Below are 22,543 nucleotides of genomic sequence, written 5' to 3'. Positions count from 1 at the left end.
CTTCCGGACAAACCGAAAAAGAATACCGTTCCGGGCGAGCGGTCCCGGCGAGTCACGTTCGCCTTGCACCCGCGATCCTTTCCGTGGCTTGGAACCGGCGATCCAACGTGCACTCCACTCAAGAGTATACAGCGATTTTGTTATCATTTCAAGCGATTGTCGACGAAGAGCGGTCGCTCTCCTGTTCGAAATGTCGGAAACGGCAGGAGCGTGAAGGGCTGGCTTCTCGTGCGCATCATGGGCATTGATCCCGGTACAGCGTTACTCGGTTATGGTGTCGTCGCAGCGAGCGAGCCCCCGCGAGCACTGGCCTACGGTGCGGTTCGGACGGATGCCGGCACGCCACCAGAGTTGCGATTAGTCGCACTGTACGAACAGCTCGACCAGCTCATGGCAACATGGAACCCACAGGTCGTCGCACTGGAGCAACTCTTTTTCGCTCGCAATGTGACGACCGCTTTGGCTGTCGGGCAGGCGCGGGGTGTGGTCTTGCTCCTGTGTGGCCAGCGTGGTCTACCGGTGGTGGAATACACTCCGGCGCAGGTGAAGCAGGCCATCGGCGGATACGGTCGCGCAGGCAAGCGGCAGATACAGGAGATGGTGCGGCTTCTCCTCGGCCTGCCGGAGGTGCCCCAACCTGACGACGCGGCAGACGCGCTTGCGATCGCGCTCTGTCACGTGCAGCACAGTCGGCTGTCTCGGTGGCAAGCTCAGGCACACGTCCAGCGATGAGCAGAAAACGGATGCGGGCCGACGAGTTGCTCGTCGCACGCGGAGTCGTGAGTTCGCGGAGTCAGGCACGAGCGCTCATCCTGGCTGGAAAAGTCTGGGTAGGCGATCGGCGTGTGGAAAAGGCGGGGGAGCTGTTGCCAGTCGATGCGGAACTCCGCTTGACGCTAGAGCCTCGATACGTGAGCCGAGGAGGCGAGAAACTCGAGCATGCGTTGCACGCCTTCGGTCTGGATGTGTCCGGCTGGGTCTGTGCGGATTTCGGGGCGTCGACCGGTGGCTTTACCGATGCGTTGCTCCAGCATGGGGCGCGGCGCGTCTATGCGATCGATGTCGGCTATGGGCAGCTTCGCTACAAGCTGCGGATCGATCCGCGTGTTGTCGTCATGGAGCGGACGAACGTTCGGTACCTGGAGCGGCTGCCCGAGCCGATCGACCTCGTGACGATCGATGTCTCGTTCATCTCTCTTCGGCTCGTTCTTCCTACGGCGTGGCGCGTGCTGCGTCCTGGTGGCTACGTGATCGCGCTCGTGAAGCCGCAGTTCGAGGCAGGACGCCACAAGGTGGGAAAAGGTGGTGTCGTACGCGATCCGGAAGTGCATCGCGAGGTACTCGAGCAGGTGATCGCTGCTGCACTCGATTTAGGATTCGCAGTACTCGGTTTGGAGCGTTCCCCGATTACTGGTGCCGAAGGCAACGTTGAGTTCCTGTTACTCTTGCGTCGCAATGGGGTTACTTCGGTGAAGCCGGAGCAGCTGATCGAGCGGGTGTTGAAGGGCATGAGCGATGAAGGAACGACCGACGCGTGATCCTTTTTCCGCGTTGCGTGCGGCACTCAGTGGGGAGCCGATTCCGGGGCGCTCGAATCCCGGTGTGTGGGTCGATCCACAGCGCGAACTTCGGACCGGTATCCCGGAGGTCGTGTTGGCCGAGGGAAAAACTGATCACCAGTTGGAGACGACTGTCGCAGTATTGCTCGAACAACGCGGCAGAGTCGTCGTGAGCCGGCTCGATGGAGATCGGTGTGCCCGACTTCGTGCTGCCTTTCCAGAAGCCGGGATGCGGACGACCACCGATGGACGAACCGCAGTGTTCTACAGGCCGGGAACCGAACCGAGGGTGACCGGGGGAAAGGTCGGGATCCTGACTGCAGGAGCAGCGGATCTTCCGGCGGCCGAGGAGGCGCAGCTGATCGCGGAGGAACTCGGTTGCTCGGTCCGACTGATCAGTGATGTCGGTGTGGCTGGCTTGCATCGACTCGTGCCTGCCTTGCGTGAACTCGCCGAAGAGTGGGATGCCGATGTCTTGATCGTTGCGGCCGGGATGGACGGTGTCTTGCCGAGTGTGGTCGCTGGCCTGGTCGACGTACCGGTGATCGGGCTTCCCACGCCGGTCGGGTACGGGTTCGGGGGCGCGGGGGTTGCGGCCCTGCACAGCATGTTGCAGACCTGCGCGCCTGGGCTGGTCGTCGTGAATATCGACAACGGTATCGGAGCCGGGGCTGCAGCCGCGAAAGTAGCGAACCGATGCGCAGCTCAGCGGGTCTCGAAACACTCGGATGCTCGTTCTTCGACATAGGAAAGCAAACGCTGAGCGAGTTGCCGGTAGACCGCGAGTTCCTGTTGGTAGATACTCGTCACCGGTCGTTGGGTGGCCTGCTGCTCGGAAAGGCTTTCGCGGAAAAGGTTGTCGAGGAGGTGGAGGCAACGGGCGCGGATCCGAGCTTCCAGAAAGCGGGCGAGTTGCTGCTGGCGCCGTTGCTCGAGGACACCAGTCTCTTCGAGTCGAGCGCGGAGCGTTCGAAGCGCGTCGACCAGATCCTCGATCCCGAGTGGTACGGTCGCCGCGGTACGAACGATCGACGGAGCGACAGGCTGCCCTGGTGCGACTAACCGGAAGTACGCTGAAAGTTCGCGGACGAGATCTTCAGCCCCTGGTCGATCGGTCTTGTTGACGACGATGAGATCGGCGAGCTCGAGCACGCCTGCCTTCAGAAGTTGAATTCCGTCACCGAGTCCCGGTGCGACGACGAGCATGACGGTGTCGGCCAGGGAGAGGAGCGGAGTTGCTTCTTGGCCACCACCGACGGATTCGAGGAAAACGAAGTCGAACCCGAACTGCTCCAGGAGTGCCAGGAGGGGAGGCAAAGCGGCAGTACCGGCACCGGTTGGATCGCGAGCCGCCACGGAGCGAACGAAGACATTGGGAAGCGAGGCGGCCTCGAGCATGCGAACGCGATCGCCGAGGAGTGCACCACCGGTGCGGGGACTCGCTGGATCGAAGGCGACAACGCAACACGACATATCCCTCTTGGCTAGAAGACCGGCGAGCGCCCCCAACAACGTACTCTTGCCAGCTCCAGGTGCCCCTGTCACCGCGACCACGAAGGACTGGCCGCCGCGTGCTTCCCAGCCAGCCGGCCAGATATCGGGGTCGCGCTCCACCAGCGAGAACGCCCGCGCCAGGGCAGACCGATCTCTCGCCCGAACCCGTTCCAGGAGCGTGTCCCATTCGGAAAATGACCGCATTCTATGTACCTACCTGAGATAACCGATCCTGCATTTTCCGCTCGATATAGGCCACGATGGTCGAGAGCGAAGTACCCGGACCGAAGACGTCAGAAACCCCCTGTTCTTTCAAGAAGGGCACATCTTCCTGTGGAATGATGCCGCCGACCAGTACCAGCACATCGCCTTTTCCGGCTGCCCGGAGTTCCCGAAGAACCTCTGGGACGAGTTGATTGTGCGCTCCGGACAGGATACTCAGGCCCACAACGTCAACGTCCTCGTCCGCCGCTGCACGAGCGATCGACTCCGGTGTCTGGAAAAGGCCCGTGTAGATCACTTCCATGCCGGCGTCGCGGAGCGCACGCGCGAGTACCTTCGCACCACGATCGTGTCCATCGAGCCCCGGCTTAGCGATGAGAACGCGAATCGGTCGTCGGCTCATCCTGCCCTCCACGGATCTCAGTAGTGGAGTCCTCGCCGCAACGGCTCATGCTCGCGCACCTTGATCGTCTGCATGAGCGTGACGCTGTCGGCTGCGTCTTGCAGCGCTGGAGTAGCTGACCGTCCAGTCAGGACGATGTCGGTCCAGGGTGCTGCACCCTCCACCAGCTCGAGAATCGTCCGGTCGTCGACCATGCCCTCATCAACCAGCGTGAGCAGTCCATCCAAGATGAGAATGTTCGTCACACGGAACTGCACATGCTGGCGTGCCTCGCGGAGGGCTGCTTGTAACCGTTCCGGAGATATCGCTGGTCCTCGGAACTCCTCCGGACGAGTTCGAATATCGATCATCCCGTACTGCGACAGCGTCACACCGGTCAGAAACGAAACGGCGGCGACCTCGCCACGTTCTCGTCCCGTTTTCAGGAATTCGATGATGTGGACACGCAGTCCATGTCCAGCCCCACGCAGCGCGATACCGAGAGCAGCATCCGAGGTGCGCCGTTCGTCCCCGACTAAAAGCATCAAGTAGCCTCGCTGGTTCTGATCGACCGCCATTCCCTTGTCCTCCGCTTTGTCTCGCTTCACGAGCCGAATCACATCGCCGCAGTTTCTCCTCTGCGGCATTCTCCGCAGAGCGCCGGTTACGGAGCAAGCGTACCTTGATCGAGCACGACGCGCATCCCGTTGAATCGGTTCATCGCTGCTGTCATCCCGTCGCGGTACCAAACGACAACCGCTTCCGCTGCGATGTCGGCAACACGCTCAGCGAGTGGGCGTTCCGCTGGTGTAAAGGGTTCCAACACGTAGGCTCGCCCAGCTTCCGGACTGGGAGGACGACCGATACCGACGCGGAGTCGTCCGAACCGATCACTTCCGAGTTCAGCTATCACCGATTCGACACCGTGATGCCCAGCAGCGCTTCCACCGAAGCGGAAACGTAACGTCCCCAGCGGTAAATCCATGTCGTCGTGCACGACGAGGAGGCGATCCAACGGGATCTTGTACCATTGCACAGCTTGTCGAACCGAGCGACCGCTGAGATTCATGTACGTCAAGGGCTTCAGGAGGAGTAGGGACCGCTCGCCTTCCGACACCACGGCGAATTCGCCGTCGAAGCGCTGCTCAAAGCGGGGGGCGTGACAACGCACGGCAAGCCGGTCGACGACCCAAAAACCGATGTTGTGACGCGTTCGTGCATAGCGTGGCCCCGGATTGCCCAGGCCAACCACCAACCAGCGACCGTCAGCCTTCACCGAGTGCCTCCCGGTAGACCTGAACCGTTTTCCGAGCTGTCTCCATCCAAGAAAACTGCGCCGCCCGTACCTTGCCGGCGCGGACCAAACGAGATCGGAGCATGCGATCGGACAGAACTGCGCTGATCCCTTCCGCAAGCGCCTCCGCTGTGCGCTCACGTAGGAGGATCCCAGAGTCTTCTACGACTTCTGGTAAGGCCCCGACCGCGAAGGCTACCACGGGAAGGCCAGCGGCGAGCGCCTCTAGAACCGGAAGGCAGAATCCCTCGTCGCGGCTCGCAACGGCGAGCACCGAGCTGACCGAGTACAGCGCGTGCAGGAGATCGTCGTCGGCTCGTTCGACCCAGCGCAACCGGCCTCGAGCCTGCTCGGTACGCAACCGTCGGACGGTGTCCTCGACTCGCCAACCGACTTGTCCGACGACGATGAGGAGTGGCTCGCGATCGTGCTTCTCCCAGACGATGCGAAATGCATCGAGGAGCAGGTCGTAGTCTTTCCGCGGTTCGATCGTGCCTACTGCCAGCACCACCGGTCGGTCACCGATGGGCCCGAGTGCGCTGGTGACGTGCGCTTCTGCATCGGGGAAAGGTTGGAACCACCGCGTGTCGACACCATGGTGAACGATCCGCGTCCGATCAGCCACTCCTGGGCAATGCTCGCACAGCCGCGCGGCCGTTGCGCGAGAGACAGCGATGATGCGGTCAGCTTTCTGCATCGACTGGATCGTGCGGGCGTAGTAGCGCCATGCAGCCGGTTCGAGTTCCCACGGTGCATCGAGAAAGGCCAGGTCATGAATCGTGACCACACCCCGCACCCACGGCGGGAGAGCAGGAAGAACGAAATCGGTCGCATGGTAGAGCGCAGGTCGATACACGGTGAGTTCTGCCCCGAGTGTCCAGTATTCGAAGCGGTGATGTGGGGGGGTACAGCATCGAAGCATCGGTAACGGTGACTGGGGAAGAGGGCGATTCGCCAACAAGCGGAATGTCAGCGAGCGGTCGCCGAGACCGTCCTGGCTCAGCTCGGCGATCGCGCTTGCGAGTGACGCGACATACCGGCTGATTCCACCGCGCCGGTACGCCAGCAGGCGAGCATCGAGTAGAACTGCTCTCGATCTCACCACCTGTCCACCTCTGCCACCCATCCTCGGTCGTTATACTTCATGCGGATACGATGCTCCCGGACACCGGGGGATCGTCGTGCGAATGTCGACGAACGACGAGGGAGAACCATGGACTTCTTTGGAATGGGTCTTTCCGAAATCCTCGTGATCATGATGCTTGCGCTCATCCTGTTCGGTCCCGGAAAGTTGCCGGAAATCGCACAGGGAATCGGTCGCGCGGTGCGCGAGTTCCGGGCTGCCACGCGTGAATTGACCAGCGAGTTCGAGCAAGCGTTCCGCGAGGTTCAGGAGAGCACCGCGGAAGTGACGACGTCGGTCCTGGCTGTCCAGGAAGAGACACGAGCTGCGCTGGGTGAAGCGGCAGCTACGACACAGGATATTGCCCGGCTGGTCACGGCTGACCAGGCTCCGGCACCGGTCACCGCTCCCGCCCAGACAGCGGTCAGTGCTGCCGTATCGCAGCCTGCCACAGGAGCATCCGTCGCGCCTGTGCCGGCGACCGCGCTTGCCGCGAACGGCCGTCGTGAACCGTCCAAGGATGACCCACTCGCTGACCTCGACGGGCTGGACGCGCTCCTGGACGGACGGGAAGCAGTCGACGCAACCGGCCACTGGGAGCGTTAGCCCGCGTCCTGCTCTACCCGTCGTGCTACCCAGAGCTCCAGGATACCGGTAGGCTGTTCGACACGGATCCACTGACCTCGTAAGAGCGGAAGGCTGGGCACGGCGAGCATTGAGCGGCTGCTCTTCTCCCGGGACACGATGATCCGCCACAAAAGCGGTGACCAAGGACGTATCCACCACGGCCACTGCTTCGGATAGACGGAGACGACAGCAACGAACACACCACCTGGCCGGAGCACGCGTGCAACTTCTGCATGTGTTCGGGAATCGAGAAAGATCGCGGTCGGGAACGTCATCGTGATCGCATCGAGCGAACCATCGGTCAGAGGAAGATGACGCGCGTCAGCACAGACCAGGTACACAGAGAATGGTCCCGACTTGCGAGCGAGGCGGCGATGTGCGAGAGCGATCATCGAGCGTGACCGATCGATCGCGATGACGCAGCGATCCGGACGAGCGAGCTCTGCAGCGAGGTCTCCAGGACCGCAGCCAACGTCGGCGACCCGCCGCGTTGCGGATACCCACGGGAGGACGCTGCGTCGCCAGTCATGCCAGTTTCGGCCGAACACGATGCGGGTTAGCCAGGGATACAGCGGCGCGAGCGGCCCGTAGAACAGTTCGAGCGCCGCCAGGAGGCTTTTGCGGAGCAACGTCTCGAGCATCGCCTACCTCGGTACGAAGACTTGACTTCCTTCAACGCTCGCCCACTATTGTCACGATCGTCTCCTTCACGGTATACCCGTTCAGCGATGGTCCGCTCGGGGATGCCTGCGGATCGAGGCGGAAAAATCGGATGACGCGATTCACTGTTCTGAAACACGATACGACGACCCGGGCACGTCTCGGACTCCTTCTCACGCGCCGTGGTCCGGTTCACACGCCGGCGTTCATGCCGGTGGGCACCCAGGCTACCGTGAAGTCGCTCACCCCCGAGGAGGTTCGAGCGACTGGCAGTGAAATCATCCTCGCGAACACGTATCATCTGCTTCTCCGTCCCGGACCAGCGGTGTTCGAAGCGGTCGGTGACCTCCATACGTTCATGCGCTGGGACGGACCCATCCTCACGGACTCGGGCGGGTTCCAGGTTTTCAGCCTAGCCAAGCTGCGAACGGTTTCCGAGCAGGGCGTCACGTTCCGTTCCCATATCGATGGATCGTTGCACGAGCTCACGCCGGAAACAGTGATCGACCTGCAACTGGTGTTCGGGTCGGATATCATCATGCCCCTCGACGATGTCGTGGGCTACGGAGAACCCGAGTCTCGTCAAGTGGAGGCAATGCAGCGTACGCATCGTTGGTTGTCACGAGCTCTCGATTATTTCGTCGCGCGTACCATGTCTTCCGAGCCAGCGTCGCGCCCGCTCCTGTTCGGTATCGCACAGGGTGGTTTCCGTGCCGAACGCCGCCGGACGAGTGCCGAGTTCGTCGCTTCCTTGCCGCTCGACGGCATCGCGATCGGCGGATTGAGTGTCGGCGAACCGAAGCAGGAGCTGTACGCCCTGCTGCAAGCGAGCCTCGATCCGCTCCCCGAAGATCGTCCTCGCTATCTCATGGGAGTCGGGGCGCCCGAGGATCTCTGGCGTGCCGTGAGCCTAGGTGTCGATCTTTTCGATTGCGTTCTGCCGACCCGACTGGCCCGCCACGGCGCGCTGTTCACCGAGAACGGGCGTATCGATATTCTGGCGGTGCGCTTCAAGTTCCAGCGGGAGCCGGTCGACCCCTGTTGCGACTGCTACACCTGCCAGCACTACAGTGCTGCGTACCTGCACCATCTCTTTCGGGCGAAGGAGCTGCTCGCCTACCGACTCGCGACCATCCACAATCTTCGCTTCATCCAGAATCAAATGGCGAGGATGCGGACTGCAATCGCAGAAGGCACCTTCGCGCAAGCGATGGAAGCGTTTCTCACTCGGTATGGGAATGCGGAGGCAGGATACGCTGGCGAGCCGCTACTGTACGAGGGAGAGCGATGAGCGAGCGGGCTGCGGTGCATTGTGTGGTCTACGGCCGCGTCCAGGGCGTCGGCTTTCGCTTCTTCGTGGTCGACGAGGCCGAACACCTCGGTCTGGTCGGCTGGGTACGGAACCGGCCAGATGGACGTTCGGTGGAACTCTGGGCCGAGGGGCCGCGTGCCGCACTCGAACGGCTCGTCGAGCGGGTCCGTGTCGGACCGCCTGGAGCGTGGGTCGAACGCGCCGACTGCACGTGGGTCGACCCAACTGGTCAGTATGACGAGTTCGTCATTCGACGCTGAGGTTAGGAGAAGGGGAAACTGTGGCGCAGATCGCGATCGTCGGTCTCGGATACGTCGGGCTCGTTTACGGTGGCGCGTTCGCGGATTTGGGCAACCGTGTCTGGGGCGTGGATATCGATGCCGACAAAGTCGCCAAGCTTCGGGATGGCATCGTACCCATTTACGAGCCGGGGTTGAACGAACTCATTCGACGGAATGTGGAAGCTGGACGGTTGCACTTCACGACCGACTATGCCGAGGCCATCCCCGAGGCCGAATTCGTCTTCATCTGTGTGGGGACGCCGTCCACGGTCGATGGGGATGCCGACATGCGAGCAGTACGTGCTGCTGCGCTGACGATCGGGCAACATCTCCGTGGACACACGATCATCGTCAACAAGAGCACAATGCCGATCGGCTCCGGCGACCTCGTCTCGGCTCTCATCGAGCAGGTGAAGCCTCCGGACGCGACGTTCGCAGTGGTGAGCAATCCGGAGTTTCTCCGGGAGGGCTCGGCCGTCTACGATGTGTTCCATCCGAGTCGCATCGTACTCGGCGCGGAGGATCGGGAAGCGGCGGAGCGCGTCGCTGAGTTGTACCGCGTTCTGAATGCACCAATCCTCATCACTGATCGGCGCAGTGCCGAGATGATCAAGTACGCTTCCAATGCGATCCTCGCGACACGGATCAGCTTCATCAACGAGATCGCGCAAATTTGCGAGCAGGTTGGGGCCGACGTGAAGGTTGTGGCACAGGGAATGGGATACGACCCGCGGATCGGTCCGCTCTTTCTGGAGGCGGGTCTCGGTTTCGGGGGAAGCTGCTTCCCGAAGGACGTCCGCGCGCTCGCCTACATGGCCGAAGAGGTCGGCTGTCACCCGCAGCTCCTCCATGCGGTTCTGGAGATCAATCAGGATCAGCGGCGACGCTTCGTTCGCAAGCTTCAGGACCTTCTCGGCGACTTGCACGGTCGCCCTATCGCCTTGTGGGGGCTCGCGTTCAAGCAGGATACGGACGATGTCCGGGAATCCCCTGCTCTGGATGTCTTACGCATGCTGTTGCAGCGCGGTGCGAACGTGACCGCATACGACCCGGCTGCTCTCGCCAATGCCGCGCGTGAGGTACCGGATGCGCGCTATGTTTCTGATCCATACGCGGCTGTCGTAGGCGCGGATGCGCTGCTGATCGCGACACCCTGGAACGAATTCAAGCAAGCCGACCTTCGTCGAGTCCGTTCCCTGATGCGGACACCGATCATCCTCGACGGCCGCAATATTTACGAGCCAGCCGAGGTGCGTGCGCTCGGATTCGTTTACGTGGGAGTCGGACGTGGTCATTGAACCGATCTGGGATCCGGACAAGGCCGGTACGATCGAGGTCGGGGTCGATGTGATCGAGATCTGGCGTATCGAAAGAGCCCTGGAACGATTCGGCGAGCGGTTCCTCCGTCGCATTTACACCGAAGCGGAGCGCACGCGCTACGCCGAGCGTCTACCGGAACTCGCCGCCCGCTTCGCTGCCAAAGAGGCAGTGATGAAGGCGCTCGGTACCGGCATCCGGGGAGTACGCTGGCGCGATATCGAAGTGCTGCCGAACCGCCGAGGCAAGCCGTTGATTCGCCTCTACGACACAGCGGCTGAACGAGCGCATCGACTCGGTCTGCGTCACATTGCCGTGTCTCTCACGCATTCTCGATATCTCGCGATTGCCGTGGTCATCGCGCATTTCGATCCTGTTGCGTCGTAGTGTTCGAGAAAGGGACAGCGATGCTCAGGCTGTGCACCGTTGAAGAAGTACGGCGGGCAGAAGAGGAAGCCGTCAGGCGTGGTGCGTCGTATGGCGAGCTCATGGCTCGCGCGGGTCAGCAGATCGCGTTGGCGATCGAGCGGCTCGCCGCGTCCCAAGGGGGTACAGCGACGGGGCGACGTGTGCTCTTCCTCGTTGGTCCAGGCAAGAACGGGGGCGATGGCCTGGTTGCTGCAGCCCACCTCGCTGCGAATGGCTGGGAGTGCTCGATCTGGACGTGGCGACGACCCGGGATCGGCGAGGTGCCGGTGGACGAAGATGGGCTCCGCCGTTGTCGTTTCGTGGACACGAGCGATCTCGACGCCATCCTCGGAAGGGTGGATGTCATCGTCGACGCGATTTTCGGTATCGGTGGGCGGCCACCTCTGCCGGACGAAATTGCAGCAGTCTTCGAAGCCGCGTGTCGCGAGCGACGACGTCGGGGGGCCGAGCTCGTCGCTGTCGATGTACCGTCGGGTATCGACAGCGATACGGGAGACAGCGACGAACGTGCTTTCCGCGCCGACCTCACGGTCATGATCGGCTTGCCGAAAATCGGGGCCTACCGGGCCCCAGCGCTGCGCTTCACTGGAATGATCGAGCTTGTGGACATCGGGTTGCCGCGTCCCGAGGTACCCGAGGGAAGCATCGGCCTGATACAGGAAGAAGATGTCCGCGAGTGGCTGCCCCGTCGCGAAGCGGACGCGCACAAGTGGTCCGTTGGGGCCGTGCTGATCGTGGGGGGTGCACCGGGGTACTATGGGGCCCCGCGGCTTTCTGCCGCGGCTGCGCTGCGAGCTGGAGCAGGCCTCGTGACGCTCGCGGTGCCGCGATCGCTCGTGCCAGCGATCGCGGCAGCGCTCACCGAAGTGACGTTCGTTCCAGCACCGGATGGTGACGTCGGTGCCGGACACCGGTGGGCTGAACTGGTACGCGAGGTCTTGCCGCGGTATCGTGTCCTTCTTGTCGGGCCGGGTCTGGGACAGGACAAGCCAGCCGAGGAACTCGTCCGGGCGCTCCTCGGTATCGGACGGCAACGGCGCGGTGCACTCGGTTTCACGCCGGAGACCACATCGCGCGTTTCGGATAGCTCGTCGACCCGGTTCACTGGCTATGCCGTCATCGATGCTGACGGTTTGAATTGGCTCGCGAAGCTGAGTCCGTGGCACGAGGAGCTTCAGGATGCGAGGCTGATCCTCACCCCTCATCCTGGTGAACTCGCGCGCCTCTTACACGTCGAGGTAGAGGACGTCTTGCGTGATCCCTGGCACGCGGCAGTCGAAGCTGCACGACGGTTCCGGCAGCATGTCGTCGTGAAGACGGGGCATGCGGCACTCGCGACTCCCGAGGGGACGGTGCTCGTCGCGCCCCAAGCGCACGCCGGGCTGGCGACTGCCGGAACTGGTGACGTCTTGGCAGGGATCATCGCTGGCCTGGCTGCACAAGGTCTGCCACCGTTCGCTGCAGGTGCGGCAGGTTTGTACATCGCCAATCGTGCCGCGATGGCAGCGATTGGCCAGCGCGGCACCCTATCATTGGCCGCTTCCGATATCATCGAGGCGCTGCCCGCGGTGCTCCGTGCCCTGTACGACCCGCGGTGGTCGCCGGAACGGTTCGTCAGTCGCGACTGGTAGAAGGAGTTCGATCAGTTGACGGAAAATCGAAGGCGAAGGATACGAGTGATGGCTGAGGAGTTGCGGGTCCGGGCGCTCATGACACGCGATGTCGTCGCGATCAGTCCGACGACCTCTGTGGGCGAAATTGCCCGACTGATGTGGGAGCATGCGATTTCTGGTGTGCCGGTGATCGATACCGATCGACGGGTGGTCGGTATCGTGACGGAATTCGACTTGATCGCGCGGGAAGCCAGCTTCAACGCGCCGCTGTACGTTCCATTCCTGGACGCGTTCTTCAAACTTCCGGGTACCGGGGACGAGACGCAGCTCAGGAAGATCCTCGCGACGACGGCGGCGGAGATCATGTCCTCGCCAGCGATCACGATCGGTCCGGACGAGACGATCGAAGCGCTCGCGACCCTCATGTACCGTCGCCGTGTCAACCCAGTGCCGGTGGTGGACGAGGAAGGTCGGTTGATCGGTATCGTGTCGCGATCCGATCTCATCTGGCTCATGACGCTCGAGGAGCGTGGGGAACTTCCCAAGCTCCTCGCCAGTCGCTCGGATGAGTGACGGAGCACCGATCAAGCTGATTGCTGCAGTTGTTGCCGAAGTGCTTCCACGTCGCGCCGGATGATGAACGTCCGACCAGAGTGCTCGTCTCGGACGTATTCGAGTTTCCGCTCATCCATCCACCGGTAGATCGTCGGGCGTGTGACACCGAGATCCTGCGCAGCTTTACCGATGCTCACGAGCTCGCTCGGCTCGTACGCGCGGTACTTCGCTTGAGACAGGAGCCGTCCGAGTTCGCTTTCCCAAAAGCTTCGTGGCACCGAGTAGTCTTCAGCACCGGGGGCCCAGAACAAGAGCTGCAGGACCAACTCGATGTTCTCGAGGATACGCTCTCGTCGCTCGCTCAATTTCCCTTGCGCGACGGCAGCCAGACGCTGCAGCACCCGTCCGAGCGGGCTCGCACGCAGCTCGGCCATGAGTTCTTCATCACTCATCTGCACCTGTTCCACCGCGCGGGGTAGGAGGCGCGACATGAGCCGATAATGGTGAGAATAGAGGAGTCGGAGCGCCTCGTCGATGACCCGCTGGTAATCCAGTGTCTGGGAGTCCACGGGGCCTCCTCTCGCCCTACGAACGGACTACCGGTGTACGTACCCATTGTACGGAGACCGCTCGTCATCGTCAATAGATGCTGCGCACTGGACGACTGCGCGACCCTTTCTCGCTCCCGAGTGTGCCAAGCAGGCACACTACCCTTACGATAACTGCTCGACTGTCGGTGAGCACTCATTCCACAGTTGCAGCGTTTTCCAGCGACCACCGGCGGAAGCCGCGTGCTGGCAGGACCGTGACGGGCAAGTCATGGTGCGGGAATAAGCGGCTCCGTACGCAGGCGAGCGCGAGTTCCGGTCGGTTGTTCTCTTCGGAGAGATGGGCGAGCCAAAGTCCCTGGAGTTGGGAACCGCACAGGCAGGCAGCGGCGGCTGCCTCGTCGTTACTCAGATGTCCATGACGGGAGGCAATCCGGCGCTTGAGCCAAGGTGGGTAGGGACCGTGCTCGAGCAGATGACGGTCATGGTTCGCTTCGACGATCGCGAACGTCGCTCGCTGAAGAGCTTCGCGTACTTCCAGCGTCAGAGTCCCGAGATCGGTGAAAAAGGCCACGTCGGCGCCGCTCGTAGCGATGCGAAGCCCAATCGGCTCGTTCGCGTCATGGGGTACCGGAATCGCCTGGAACGCGAGATCGCCGATTTCGATCCATTCCTCTTGTCGTAGCACGATGCGTTTGACACTGTCCAGCTGGAGCGCTCGTAGTGTACCGGTTGTCGCGAGCACGGGACAGGAATGCCAGCTGAGCAATCCGGAAAGTCCCCGGATGTGGTCAACATGCTCATGCGTCACGAGAATCGCGGAAAGCTCATGATCAGCGATACCGCACTGCAGCAGGCAGTCGCGGAGAAATCGCGGAGAAAAACCAGCATCCACCAGAACAGCGGTTCGAGCGGTTCGAAAGAGAAACGCATTTCCACGGCTGCTGCTACCGAACGAGACGATCTCCATCTTGGCGTTCTCCGAACAATGCTCGACCGATCCGCACCAGCGTTGCTCCCTCTTCCACAGCGATCGGGAAGTCGTTCGTCATACCCATGGAGAGTTCGGGTAAGGGGATGCCGAACCGTTGCTCCAGGTCGTCTCGTAACAGACGCAGCATGCGGAAGACCTGTCGAATGTCTTCGTCATGGGAGGTGAGCGGAGCGATCGTCATCAAGCCGCGGAGTTCCAACTGCGGTGCAGCAAGGATAGCCTGCACGAGGGACGGCGCCTCCTCGGGAGCACAGCCGTGCTTTTGCGGTTCTCGAGCGACATTGATCTGAATCAGCACCGGAACCCGCTGGTTCAGGCGCTCGCTTCGGCGCTCCAGTTCAAGAACGAGCGGGATGCGATCGACGGAATGAATCATCGAGAACAGACGGACTGCCGACCGAGCCTTGTTCGTCTGGAGGTGGCCGATCAAATGCAGTTCCGCATCTTCGGGCAACGGTGTCTCTCCGAACTTCTGTGCGGCCTCTTGGACGCGATTCTCGCCGAAGATCCGTAGTCCCAGCTGATATGCGAGGTCCACCAGCGCTCGCTCGACACCTTTGGTCACCGCAACGATACGGACGGCCCTCGGGTCGCGACCTGCTCGTTCGGCTGCTTCCGTGATCACCTGTTGCACTCGTGCGATCCTCGTTGCCAGTTCCTCACTCGTCAGCATCGTCCTCGGTCGCCTCCTTCGGGAGCGCGATGACTGCCGCTTGGGCACCGGTCCGCGGCCCGTGGGCGCGATACGAAAACCACTCCGATGCACGACAACGCGTGCAGACACCGGCTACTTCGATGCGATTGCTCGGAACACCGAGGCGTTCAAGAAGATATCGGTTCGCAGTCCACAGATCGAAATGGACGCTGCTTCCGTATCGGACGAGTGCCCCGGGTGGGTCTCCCGGTGCGATGCTGAGCCAGGCGTCGATGACCTCTTCTCCGACCTCGTAGCAACAGGGCCCGATAGAAGGACCGAACACGACCGATAACCGCTGCGAACGCTGGCCGAGTTCGCCGAGAAGCGTGACGACGCGGGCGGCGATCGACCGTACGGTCCCTCGCCATCCGGCGTGAATCGCAGCGACCGCAGGAAGATCCGGGGCATAGACGAGCATGGGGACGCAATCGGCGCACTGAACAGCTACTGCCAACCCTGGCTCGCAGGCGATCAAGGCATCGGTGTCCGGAATCGCGGTCTCCGGCACCTCGGCGCCACAGCCAGCGTCTGCTCTCGTCACAAGTGCGACGCGATCGCCATGAACCTGATACGGGAAGACCGTCGCTGAGAGCGGAATTCTAAGGCGCGCCCACCAAATCCGGCGATTCTGGAGCGCGAGCTCGTAACCGATGTTCCAGCTCGTGGCGCCGGCGGCGGGAAGCTGGAGATCCCGTCGTGTAAATCCGTGAGGAATACCGAGCTGGCTCAGCACTCGACTGCGATACGGAATCGCCGACATTCAGTTTCCCTCGCTACGCACACCGAACGCACGTGCTGTGGCGCCTTCGATGCCGCGTTGCAGCGTAACGCACCGGCGCGACACGCGACAAGCGGGGCACGTCCAGGGGCGAAACACAACTCCAGCAGTGCGAGATGGTCGTTCAGCAGCACGTTCTGCCGGGTGCCGTCCGTTCGCGCTCGGTCGCCGCCGACACCGGCTTCGAATCTACCGAAAGAACGCGGAGCAGCCACAACAACGAAGGTGCGTAACCGCGATGGCGCTCGTCGCGTATTCTGCGTATAACGATCCTTATACGCAGAATACGATCGGCAGTGAACGCCGTCTCCTAGTCCGCGAGTTCTGTGCTGCACCGCGGCGGTTGTCCCCCGCTCGGTAGACGACGGTAGCAGGTATTGTCCCGGAAGGTCGATGGGAGCATGCGAGGATCATTCGTGCAACAGGGCAACGGCTTCCTTCGCGTAGCGATGCGCCAAACGTGTCGGCTCCGGCAGTCGGTATCGACTCAGCCGAAGCGTCCAGCGGATCGCCTCCGGAAGCGTGATCCGGTGGCCCACGGACACGATGAGCGGTTTCGTGTTGACGCGCGTGCGGACAGCCGCACCGATCACGGTGCTGTCAGCGGTGATCGGAGTCCAGGCTCCTCGTTCGTTCGCTGGCTCACGGTAACGACCGTACAAGCGTGACTTCGCCGCACCGATCGTGGGAATGTCGAGGAGAACGCCGACGTGACTCGCGAGCCCGCAACCGCGGGGATGAGCGCGTCCTTGCCCATCGAGAACCAGCAGGTCCGGTGCGCGCGCGAGAGCTCGGACCGCCTCGATCACCACAGGAGCCTCGCGAAAGCTGAGAAAACCGGGAATGTACGGGAAACCGATGCGGGTGCGAACGGCCACGTACTCGACTTCCCGGAGAGCGAGGGGCCTCGTATCGTTCTCGTCCGCGGGGTGTTCGAGCAGCTCGAGCAGAACAGCGACGGCGATGGCTGTCTCGTTTCGGAGGTGCACGTCCGCTCCGGCGACGAACTGCGGCATCCGTTCCAGGCGGCACTCGACAACCTTCGAGGCGAGTTCGCGCTGGAGCTCCGCGAGCCGCTCGAGTTCACCGAGTGGAATCCGTTCAGGTATCGGTCGACCGGACAGCCACCGAGGGTGATCAGGCATCGAAGCAGGACCCCGCTTCCAGGCGCGCGCCGCGCCACCAGTCCAGTCCTGGCATGACCCGCTTACCCTCCGGTTGCACGAGTTCGAGCGCCAGCGCTCGCTGACCAGTCGCGACGAGCAGCGCGTCACGGGTCGGCCAAAGACAGCCGGGAGGAAGACCAACGTCCGTGTCGACGACCCGTGCGCGGACGATGCGAAGCAAGCGTCCGGAGATCGTCGTCCATGCTCCCGGCCAGGGCTGCATCGCTCGGATGTGCCGCTCGATTTCTCTGGCTGTGCGCGTCCAATCGATCCTCCCGTCTTCCTTGGTGAGTGGCCGCGTGTATGACGCGAGCCGCTCATCCTGCGGTGTCGGAACGATCGTCCCTGCCACCCACTGTCGGATCGTCTCGGGCAAGAGTTCGGCTGCCACGGCAGCCAGGCGTTCAGCGAGCGTCGCTGCCGTGTCATCCGGGTAAATCGCTACCCGCACCTGGCGCACGATCGGCCCTGCATCGAGCTCTGGTGTGAGTTGGATGACCGTCACGCCCGTCTCGGAATCACCATTGAGTATGGCAGCTTGGATCGGGCTCGCGCCGCGGTATTTCGGGAGTAACGAGGGGTGGACGTTCAGGAATCCATGCGCCGGAACGTCGAGGAGCGACTTCGGTATCAGCTCACCGTAAGCGACGACCACGCCGACAGCCGGTGCGATGTCGCGGAGGCGACTGAGGAGCAGCGGGTCGCGGACAGTTTCCGGTTGCAGGACCGAAAGTCCCAGCGCGATCGCGCGCTGTTTGACCGGTGAAGGGCGACGTTCGCGTCCCCGACCCGCTGGCCGATCCGGCTGTGTCACCACCAACGCGACGTCGAGGTCGGGCTCACTGGCGAGACGCTCCAACGAGGGGACAGCGAACGCTGGCGTCCCGAAGAAGACGATCCGCAGTGGTGCAGGGTACTGCTGACTCATCCTGCACTCCCCTCGTTCGCATCCAACGCTACCATCTGCCCAGCATCTCGGGCATCATTGGCCCGGCGGCAGGCGGACGATGACGAAGCAGCTCGAAGTCGAGGTATCTCGAAAGGTGCAAGACCTAGAGAACTGGGGCCGGAGCCCGGCTTGGGTTCTCGGTGCGTTGGTCGTCCTCGCCGTCGCGCTGGCCTTCCGCCTGTACGGCATCGGGTGGGATAGTGGGTTTCTCCTGCACCCAGACGAACGGTTCCAGCTGATCGTCGCGGTGGATCGCATCCGAGAGCCTGGCTCCTTCGACGAACTCGTTTCGGTTTCGACAAGTCCCTGGAACCCGCGACGTGTCGGTGTGGATGGTCGACCGCAGGCGTTCGCGTATGGCGCGCTTCCGCTCTACGTTCTCGAGACGGTTGGCTGGTTGTACGACCACGGACGCGTCGCGTTCGGTCTTCGTACTCCTCCGGAAGACGTCTATCGACAGCTCGCATTCCGCGGACGCCTACTGACGGCACTGGTCGACGTCATCGGTATCGCGATCGCGATGCGTCTGTCCTCTCACCTCCGCGGGCGTGCTGCTGCCCTCCTGACTGGAGCAGTACTGGCCGGAAGCGTGCTCGCGATCCAGCAGGCACATTTCTTCGTGGTCGACCCCTGGGCGGCGACATTCGGCATGGCCACTCTCTACGGCTGTTTTCGCTTGGCGTGCGAGGGAACGCAGCGCTGGGCCGTGCTCACCGGTTTGGCATTCGCTGCTGCGCTGGCCAGTAAAGCCAGTCTGTGGTCGCTCGTGGTGCCGATCGCCCTGGCGATCGGTTGGCGCGGGTATCAGGTGTACGCGGGCGGCGGGTATCCTTCGCTTCTGAGGGCAGTTCTCTCCGCCACCCCTTGGCCCGTTGTCGCCGGCACGACTGTCGTCGCTTTCGCCGCCTTCGAACCCTACAGCCTCGCCGATCCTGCACCGATGGTGCGTGACCTCATTCGTGAATGGCAGATCTCGCGTGGTGCACTCGATGTTCCCTACACGCGGCAGTACGTGGGAACGGTGCCGGTCGTCTACCAGATCGTCCAGCTCGCGCGCTGGGGGATGGGACCGGTCTTCGCCTTCCTGGCCGCGGGAGCAACGGTCAGCGCGCTGGTCATTGTCCTGCGCGGGATGACAGCGAGTCGCTCGAAGGTTAGTCGATTGCGACTGACAGCCGAAGGGAACGCGTTCATCGTCCGTTCGTTACTCGTCTCCTGGATCATTGCCTACATCCTCACGACCTGGCTGAGCGAGACGAAGTACCTCCGCTATTCGCTACCGCTCCTCGCACCATGGGCAATCCTGGTGAGCGACTGGCTGCTCGGTTCGTGGTCCGCAACCAAGCGTCGAACAGCGCGGAGTGTTCGCATCGTTCTGATCGCGCTTCTGCTCATCCAGGTGTTCGCCTGGGCGTTCGCCTTCAGCTCGATCTACCGGCAAGAGCATACGCGGATTCGTGCATCGGAGTGGATCTACGCGCATATTCCGGCTGGGGCGACGCTGGGGGTGGAGCATTGGGACGATCGGCTACCGTTGCCACTCCAGGGAATAGTTCCCGATCAGCGCTATCGGTTCGTCAGTCTCAACTGGTACGATGACCGCACGCCGGAGGAAGCACTGGCTTACCTTCGCGAGCAGCTCGCGGCGGTCGACTATATCGTCCTGTCATCGGATCGTCTGGCTGGGTCGATCCCTCGCTTGCCGTGGCGCTATCCCGTAACGAGCGAGTACTACCGCTTACTCGACAGCGGAGCGCTCGGTTTCCAACTCGTGTACGAAGGTAAGCTCGAGGCTCACCTCGGTCCGCTGCGTCTGGACGATTACGCGGCTGACGAGAGTTTCACCGTCTACGATCATCCACGCGTCCGAATATACCAGAAAGTTCGTAATCTCACCGACGAAGAACTCCGCTCGCTCTTCGCCTGGGCGCTCCAGCAGCCGTACGCACCGCAACGGGAGCGTCCGGTGGTCTACAAAGAGCTCCTGGGGGCACCGGCTGATACCATCGTCCCGGCGCGTGACCTCGGTTGGGCGGAGCGGTGGCTGACTACTGACGGAGTTGCCATCGCGTGGTGGGCACTCATCCTGATCGTTCTCGCGGCCGTCGGGGTGCCGATTACGGTCTACTTTGCTCCATCCTTTCCGGATCGTGGAATCGGGCTCGCACGACTCCTCGCTCTGTTGCTCGTTGGTTACCCGGTGTGGTTACTGGCGAGCTGGCATGTCCTTCCTTTCGAGCTCCCGACGATCCTCGTTTCCTTGGCCGTCGTCGGCATCGTGTCGTGGTGGTTCGGCTGGCGCTCGTTCCGTGCTCCTGGCTGGCAGCGGCACCGATCGGCGCTGGTTGTGAGCGAAGTCGCGTTTTGGTCCGCATTCGGCATCTTTCTCTTCTTGCGCTGGCTGTATCCGGACCTGTGGCACCCCTACTTCGGGGGTGAGAAACCGATGGAACTCGCCTTCACGAATGCGATCGCGCGGAGCCGCTGGATGCCTCCCTATGATCCATGGTTCGCGGACGGTGTGCAGAACTATTACTACTACGGCTTTTTCCTCGTCGCCTTGCTGTGGAAACTGGGCGGAATCCTGCCTGATCGAGCGTTCCAGTTGACTCTGGCGACGTTTGCAGGACTCGTAGCGAGTGTCGTTGCGTCCCTCGGCATGGAACTGGCACGGCGCGTCCTCGGAACGACGTCGCAGAGAGACCGCTGGATAGTGCTCAGCGCGGCCGGCTCGGTTTGGTGGGTACTGTTTGCAGGGAATCTGGACCCGTTACTGCAGGTCATCGCGAAGCGGTCGCTCGCGATCGACTTCTGGCAGAGTTCTCGTGTCGTCGCCCATGCGATAACCGAATTCCCGTACTTTTCCTTCCTCTACGCTGACCTTCACCCTCATGTCCTGGCCTTGCCGGTCTGGCTCGGAGCCGTGGCGCTCCTGGTCGCGATTCACGACGCTGACAGGATCGCGTGGCCGAAACGTGTGCTCGGATGGGTCGCGCTCGTCTTTTGGGCCGGGACTGCGGCAGTGATCAACAGCTGGGATCTTCCCCTCGCCAGTGCGCTCGTCGTGCTCGGTACGTTCGTGCTGCTCCGACCACGGTCGTTCCGAGCCCTGCTCGTCCTCGTAGCGCTGGCCGGCCTCGGCATCCTCAGCATGCGAGCCCTTTACTGGCCCTTCTACGATCGTTTCGTCAGTCCGGTCACAGCGATTCGACCGACGAACGCCGGCAGTGCGATCGTCGAGCTAGCGGTGCACTTCGGCCTCTTGCTGGCCTTACCGATCGTCGCGTTGCTTCTGACAACTCCGCCCGCCCGCCGGGGTACCGCACGGGTCGCAGCTCTCGCTGCACTGGCTACGGCGATCGGCTACGGTTTAGGGAGCATGGCACGCGTACTCGCGCAGGACTCGTTTGTCTTTTCGGTGTTCGGTATCTGGTCGATCGCCCTTCCGCTCTTCGCTTTCGTGGCTTTCGCCTTCGGTCTCCAACTCGTCGGTCTGGATGCACGTTCTCCCGAAACCATGGCCTACGGGGTACTTCTCGGACTCGCCACCGGTGCGCTGGGTGCATGGCGACCGACCGCGAGCCTCGTCCTCGTCATAGCCGTTCTCGCGGGAACCTGGCTTCTCGGTGCCTGGCGCCGCGCCGAAGCTCCAGTCGTCGCTCTCGCGGTACTCGGTCTCGCTACCATCCTCGCGGCTGAGCTGTTTCTCGTCGTCGACGACCTCTTCGGATCTACTTGGGAACGCATGAATACGGTGTTCAAGTTCTTCCACGAAGCCTGGCCCCTGCTGGCGATCAGCGGTTGGGGAGCGATCGTTTGGGCATGGACGCACCGGCCACGATGGAGCGGTTTCCCACGTTTCGCCAGCGTGCTGGTGGCCGTCGTCTTCGTGTGCAGTAGCTTGTATGTCCTTCTCGGCACTCCTCAGCGGTTGGCGTTGCGGCTGCCCTCGACACCGACACCAGGGGGACTGGACGGCTACGCTTGGATGCTCGGGGGGCAGTATGCCAACAGTGTTGGCGAGACGATCGAAACGAGCGAGGACTACGCGGTGATCCTGTGGTTACGGACCCATGTGCGAGGAAATCCGGTGATCCTCGAAGCATCGATCGGCCCGTACCGCGGCAATGGTTCGCGGATTTCCAGTGCGACGGGCCTCCCGACCGTTCTGGGATGGGATCGCCATGAACGCCAGCAACGTACGCTGGTCGCGCCGGAGGCGACGGGAGCGCAGTTCGTGTCGCCGCTCGGTGATGCGGTTGACCGACGTCTCGTCGAAGTCCGAGAACTGTACAACACGACCGACCTCGAGAAGAAGCGGGAGTTGCTCGCACGGTACCGCGTCCGCTACGTCATCGTGGGTGCAGTCGAGCGATCCTGGCGAATTCAAGCGGGGTTCGCCGGCGCCTCCGTACCCAACGAGTTATACGCGTCGCCGGAAGGGCTGGCCGCCTTCGCGGCACTCGAAGGTACGACGTTGCAGCGTGTCGCCCAGTTCGGCAACACGGTCATTTACGAAGTTTCGCACGGTGATGGGGAGTGA

General features: G+C 62.5%; 23 protein-coding genes. 11 read left to right on the top strand and 12 right to left on the bottom strand.

Annotation, left to right across the window (positions count from 1 at the left end; translation table 11 throughout):
* Positions 1-228: 228 nt before the first annotated feature.
* From ruvC to larB, 3 genes are read left to right on the top strand one after another with little or no spacing between them, the layout of a single operon-like run.
* Positions 229-732, top strand: a complete 504-nt coding sequence (gene ruvC / locus OO015_RS01170) for a crossover junction endodeoxyribonuclease RuvC (RefSeq protein WP_416236580.1) — start codon at positions 229-231, stop codon at positions 730-732.
* Complete coding sequence (locus OO015_RS01165; protein WP_416236560.1) at positions 729-1,538, top strand: TlyA family RNA methyltransferase; 810 nt, start codon at positions 729-731, stop codon at positions 1,536-1,538. The genes ruvC and OO015_RS01165 overlap by 4 nt, the downstream gene beginning before the upstream one ends.
* Entirely contained in the window at positions 1,516-2,307 is a 792-nt protein-coding gene (gene larB / locus OO015_RS01160; RefSeq protein WP_265938980.1) for a nickel pincer cofactor biosynthesis protein LarB, read from the top strand. The genes OO015_RS01165 and larB overlap by 23 nt, the downstream gene beginning before the upstream one ends.
* Here the strand turns inward: larB and OO015_RS01155 are convergent.
* The 5 genes from OO015_RS01155 to OO015_RS01135 all read right to left on the bottom strand — a co-directional run bounded on the left by OO015_RS01155 (position 2,265) and on the right by OO015_RS01135 (position 6,056).
* Positions 2,265-3,257, bottom strand: a complete 993-nt coding sequence (locus OO015_RS01155; RefSeq protein ID WP_265938978.1) for an ArgK/MeaB family GTPase — start codon at positions 3,255-3,257, stop codon at positions 2,265-2,267. The genes larB and OO015_RS01155 overlap by 43 nt on opposite strands.
* Before the next feature lies 1 nt (position 3,258).
* Positions 3,259-3,678, bottom strand: a complete 420-nt coding sequence (locus tag OO015_RS01150) for a cobalamin B12-binding domain-containing protein (RefSeq protein WP_265938976.1) — start codon at positions 3,676-3,678, stop codon at positions 3,259-3,261.
* 17 nt (positions 3,679-3,695) lie between these two features.
* Complete coding sequence (locus tag OO015_RS01145) at positions 3,696-4,235, bottom strand: cob(I)yrinic acid a,c-diamide adenosyltransferase (protein WP_265938974.1); 540 nt, start codon at positions 4,233-4,235, stop codon at positions 3,696-3,698.
* Between the two features lie 86 nt (positions 4,236-4,321).
* Positions 4,322-4,933, bottom strand: a complete 612-nt coding sequence (pth, locus tag OO015_RS01140) for an aminoacyl-tRNA hydrolase (RefSeq protein ID WP_265938972.1) — start codon at positions 4,931-4,933, stop codon at positions 4,322-4,324.
* Positions 4,923-6,056: a glycosyltransferase family 4 protein gene (locus tag OO015_RS01135; protein ID WP_265938970.1), complete on the bottom strand. Its 1,134-nt coding sequence runs from the start codon at positions 6,054-6,056 to the stop codon at positions 4,923-4,925. Before OO015_RS01135 ends, pth begins: the two co-directional genes overlap by 11 nt.
* A 108-nt stretch (positions 6,057-6,164) precedes the next feature.
* Between OO015_RS01135 and tatA the strand changes: the two genes are divergently transcribed.
* A complete protein-coding gene (tatA, locus tag OO015_RS01130; protein WP_265938968.1) occupies positions 6,165-6,680 on the top strand; it encodes a Sec-independent protein translocase subunit TatA/TatB in 516 nt (171 codons plus the stop codon).
* Here tatA and OO015_RS01125 read toward each other — a convergent pair.
* On the bottom strand, positions 6,677-7,342 hold the full coding sequence (locus tag OO015_RS01125) for a class I SAM-dependent methyltransferase (RefSeq protein ID WP_265938966.1): 666 nt from the start codon (positions 7,340-7,342) through the stop codon (positions 6,677-6,679). The two genes, tatA and OO015_RS01125, sit on opposite strands and share 4 nt — an antisense overlap.
* Before the next feature lie 131 nt (positions 7,343-7,473).
* On the opposite strand from OO015_RS01125, the gene tgt reads away from it, so the two are divergent.
* From tgt to OO015_RS01095, 6 genes are read left to right on the top strand one after another with little or no spacing between them, the layout of a single operon-like run.
* The gene (gene tgt, locus OO015_RS01120) at positions 7,474-8,652 is read left to right on the top strand and encodes a tRNA guanosine(34) transglycosylase Tgt (protein ID WP_265938964.1); all 1,179 of its coding nucleotides are present in this window, start codon (positions 7,474-7,476) and stop codon (positions 8,650-8,652) included.
* Positions 8,649-8,933, top strand: a complete 285-nt coding sequence (locus OO015_RS01115; RefSeq protein ID WP_265938962.1) for an acylphosphatase — start codon at positions 8,649-8,651, stop codon at positions 8,931-8,933. Before tgt ends, OO015_RS01115 begins: the two co-directional genes overlap by 4 nt.
* A 20-nt stretch (positions 8,934-8,953) precedes the next feature.
* Complete coding sequence (locus OO015_RS01110) at positions 8,954-10,252, top strand: UDP-glucose dehydrogenase family protein (protein WP_265938960.1); 1,299 nt, start codon at positions 8,954-8,956, stop codon at positions 10,250-10,252.
* The gene (locus tag OO015_RS01105; RefSeq protein ID WP_265938958.1) at positions 10,242-10,658 is read left to right on the top strand and encodes a holo-ACP synthase; all 417 of its coding nucleotides are present in this window, start codon (positions 10,242-10,244) and stop codon (positions 10,656-10,658) included. The genes OO015_RS01110 and OO015_RS01105 overlap by 11 nt, the downstream gene beginning before the upstream one ends.
* A 20-nt stretch (positions 10,659-10,678) precedes the next feature.
* On the top strand, positions 10,679-12,331 hold the full coding sequence (locus OO015_RS01100; protein WP_265938956.1) for an NAD(P)H-hydrate dehydratase: 1,653 nt from the start codon (positions 10,679-10,681) through the stop codon (positions 12,329-12,331).
* 48 nt (positions 12,332-12,379) lie between these two features.
* Positions 12,380-12,886 (top strand): CBS domain-containing protein, encoded by a 507-nt coding sequence (locus OO015_RS01095; protein WP_265938954.1) that lies wholly within the window; start codon positions 12,380-12,382, stop codon positions 12,884-12,886.
* Between the two features lie 11 nt (positions 12,887-12,897).
* Here OO015_RS01095 and OO015_RS01090 read toward each other — a convergent pair whose 3' ends face one another.
* The 6 genes from OO015_RS01090 to fmt all read right to left on the bottom strand — a co-directional run bounded on the left by OO015_RS01090 (position 12,898) and on the right by fmt (position 17,979).
* Positions 12,898-13,437 carry a helix-turn-helix domain-containing protein gene (locus tag OO015_RS01090; RefSeq protein ID WP_265938952.1) on the bottom strand — a complete coding sequence of 180 codons (540 nt, stop codon included), beginning with the start codon at positions 13,435-13,437 and terminating at the stop codon, positions 12,898-12,900.
* Positions 13,438-13,612: 175 nt separating this feature from the next.
* Complete coding sequence (locus OO015_RS01085) at positions 13,613-14,386, bottom strand: MBL fold metallo-hydrolase (RefSeq protein ID WP_265938950.1); 774 nt, start codon at positions 14,384-14,386, stop codon at positions 13,613-13,615.
* A complete protein-coding gene (locus tag OO015_RS01080; RefSeq protein WP_265938948.1) occupies positions 14,364-15,083 on the bottom strand; it encodes a YggS family pyridoxal phosphate-dependent enzyme in 720 nt (239 codons plus the stop codon). Before OO015_RS01080 ends, OO015_RS01085 begins: the two co-directional genes overlap by 23 nt.
* Positions 15,070-15,867 (bottom strand): peptidoglycan editing factor PgeF, encoded by a 798-nt coding sequence (pgeF, locus tag OO015_RS01075; RefSeq protein WP_265938946.1) that lies wholly within the window; start codon positions 15,865-15,867, stop codon positions 15,070-15,072. Before pgeF ends, OO015_RS01080 begins: the two co-directional genes overlap by 14 nt.
* Positions 15,868-16,295: 428 nt before the next feature.
* Entirely contained in the window at positions 16,296-17,030 is a 735-nt protein-coding gene (locus OO015_RS01070; protein ID WP_265938944.1) for an endonuclease V, read from the bottom strand.
* Positions 17,023-17,979: a methionyl-tRNA formyltransferase gene (fmt, locus tag OO015_RS01065; RefSeq protein WP_265938942.1), complete on the bottom strand. Its 957-nt coding sequence runs from the start codon at positions 17,977-17,979 to the stop codon at positions 17,023-17,025. Before fmt ends, OO015_RS01070 begins: the two co-directional genes overlap by 8 nt.
* Before the next feature lie 79 nt (positions 17,980-18,058).
* Between fmt and OO015_RS01060 the strand changes: the two genes are divergently transcribed.
* Entirely contained in the window at positions 18,059-22,543 is a 4,485-nt protein-coding gene (locus OO015_RS01060; RefSeq protein ID WP_265938940.1) for a DUF2298 domain-containing protein, read from the top strand.

Origin of the sequence: Thermomicrobium sp. 4228-Ro, from assembly GCF_026241205.1 — a bacterium.
Classification (GTDB): Bacteria; Chloroflexota; Chloroflexia; order Thermomicrobiales; family Thermomicrobiaceae; genus Thermomicrobium.
This window is presented reverse-complemented; position numbering and strand designations above follow the sequence as displayed.

What these genes read in the sequence shown, in the direction of transcription:
- OO015_RS01165 (WP_416236560.1), top strand. Translation starts at nt 729, where the DNA reads ATGAGCAGAAAACGGATGCGGGCCGACGAGTTGCTCGTCGCACGCGGA.
- larB (WP_265938980.1), top strand. Translation starts at nt 1,516, where the DNA reads ATGAAGGAACGACCGACGCGTGATCCTTTTTCCGCGTTGCGTGCGGCA.
- OO015_RS01155 (WP_265938978.1), bottom strand. Translation starts at nt 3,257, where the DNA reads ATGCGGTCATTTTCCGAATGGGACACGCTCCTGGAACGGGTTCGGGCG.
- OO015_RS01150 (WP_265938976.1), bottom strand. Translation starts at nt 3,678, where the DNA reads ATGAGCCGACGACCGATTCGCGTTCTCATCGCTAAGCCGGGGCTCGAT.
- OO015_RS01145 (WP_265938974.1), bottom strand. Translation starts at nt 4,235, where the DNA reads ATGGCGGTCGATCAGAACCAGCGAGGCTACTTGATGCTTTTAGTCGGG.
- tatA (WP_265938968.1), top strand. Translation starts at nt 6,165, where the DNA reads ATGGACTTCTTTGGAATGGGTCTTTCCGAAATCCTCGTGATCATGATG.
- OO015_RS01125 (WP_265938966.1), bottom strand. Translation starts at nt 7,342, where the DNA reads ATGCTCGAGACGTTGCTCCGCAAAAGCCTCCTGGCGGCGCTCGAACTG.
- tgt (WP_265938964.1), top strand. Translation starts at nt 7,474, where the DNA reads ATGACGCGATTCACTGTTCTGAAACACGATACGACGACCCGGGCACGT.
- OO015_RS01115 (WP_265938962.1), top strand. Translation starts at nt 8,649, where the DNA reads ATGAGCGAGCGGGCTGCGGTGCATTGTGTGGTCTACGGCCGCGTCCAG.
- OO015_RS01100 (WP_265938956.1), top strand. Translation starts at nt 10,679, where the DNA reads ATGCTCAGGCTGTGCACCGTTGAAGAAGTACGGCGGGCAGAAGAGGAA.
- OO015_RS01095 (WP_265938954.1), top strand. Translation starts at nt 12,380, where the DNA reads ATGGCTGAGGAGTTGCGGGTCCGGGCGCTCATGACACGCGATGTCGTC.
- OO015_RS01085 (WP_265938950.1), bottom strand. Translation starts at nt 14,386, where the DNA reads ATGGAGATCGTCTCGTTCGGTAGCAGCAGCCGTGGAAATGCGTTTCTC.
- OO015_RS01080 (WP_265938948.1), bottom strand. Translation starts at nt 15,083, where the DNA reads ATGCTGACGAGTGAGGAACTGGCAACGAGGATCGCACGAGTGCAACAG.
- pgeF (WP_265938946.1), bottom strand. Translation starts at nt 15,867, where the DNA reads ATGTCGGCGATTCCGTATCGCAGTCGAGTGCTGAGCCAGCTCGGTATT.
- OO015_RS01070 (WP_265938944.1), bottom strand. Translation starts at nt 17,030, where the DNA reads ATGCCTGATCACCCTCGGTGGCTGTCCGGTCGACCGATACCTGAACGG.
- fmt (WP_265938942.1), bottom strand. Translation starts at nt 17,979, where the DNA reads ATGAGTCAGCAGTACCCTGCACCACTGCGGATCGTCTTCTTCGGGACG.
- OO015_RS01060 (WP_265938940.1), top strand. Translation starts at nt 18,059, where the DNA reads ATGACGAAGCAGCTCGAAGTCGAGGTATCTCGAAAGGTGCAAGACCTA.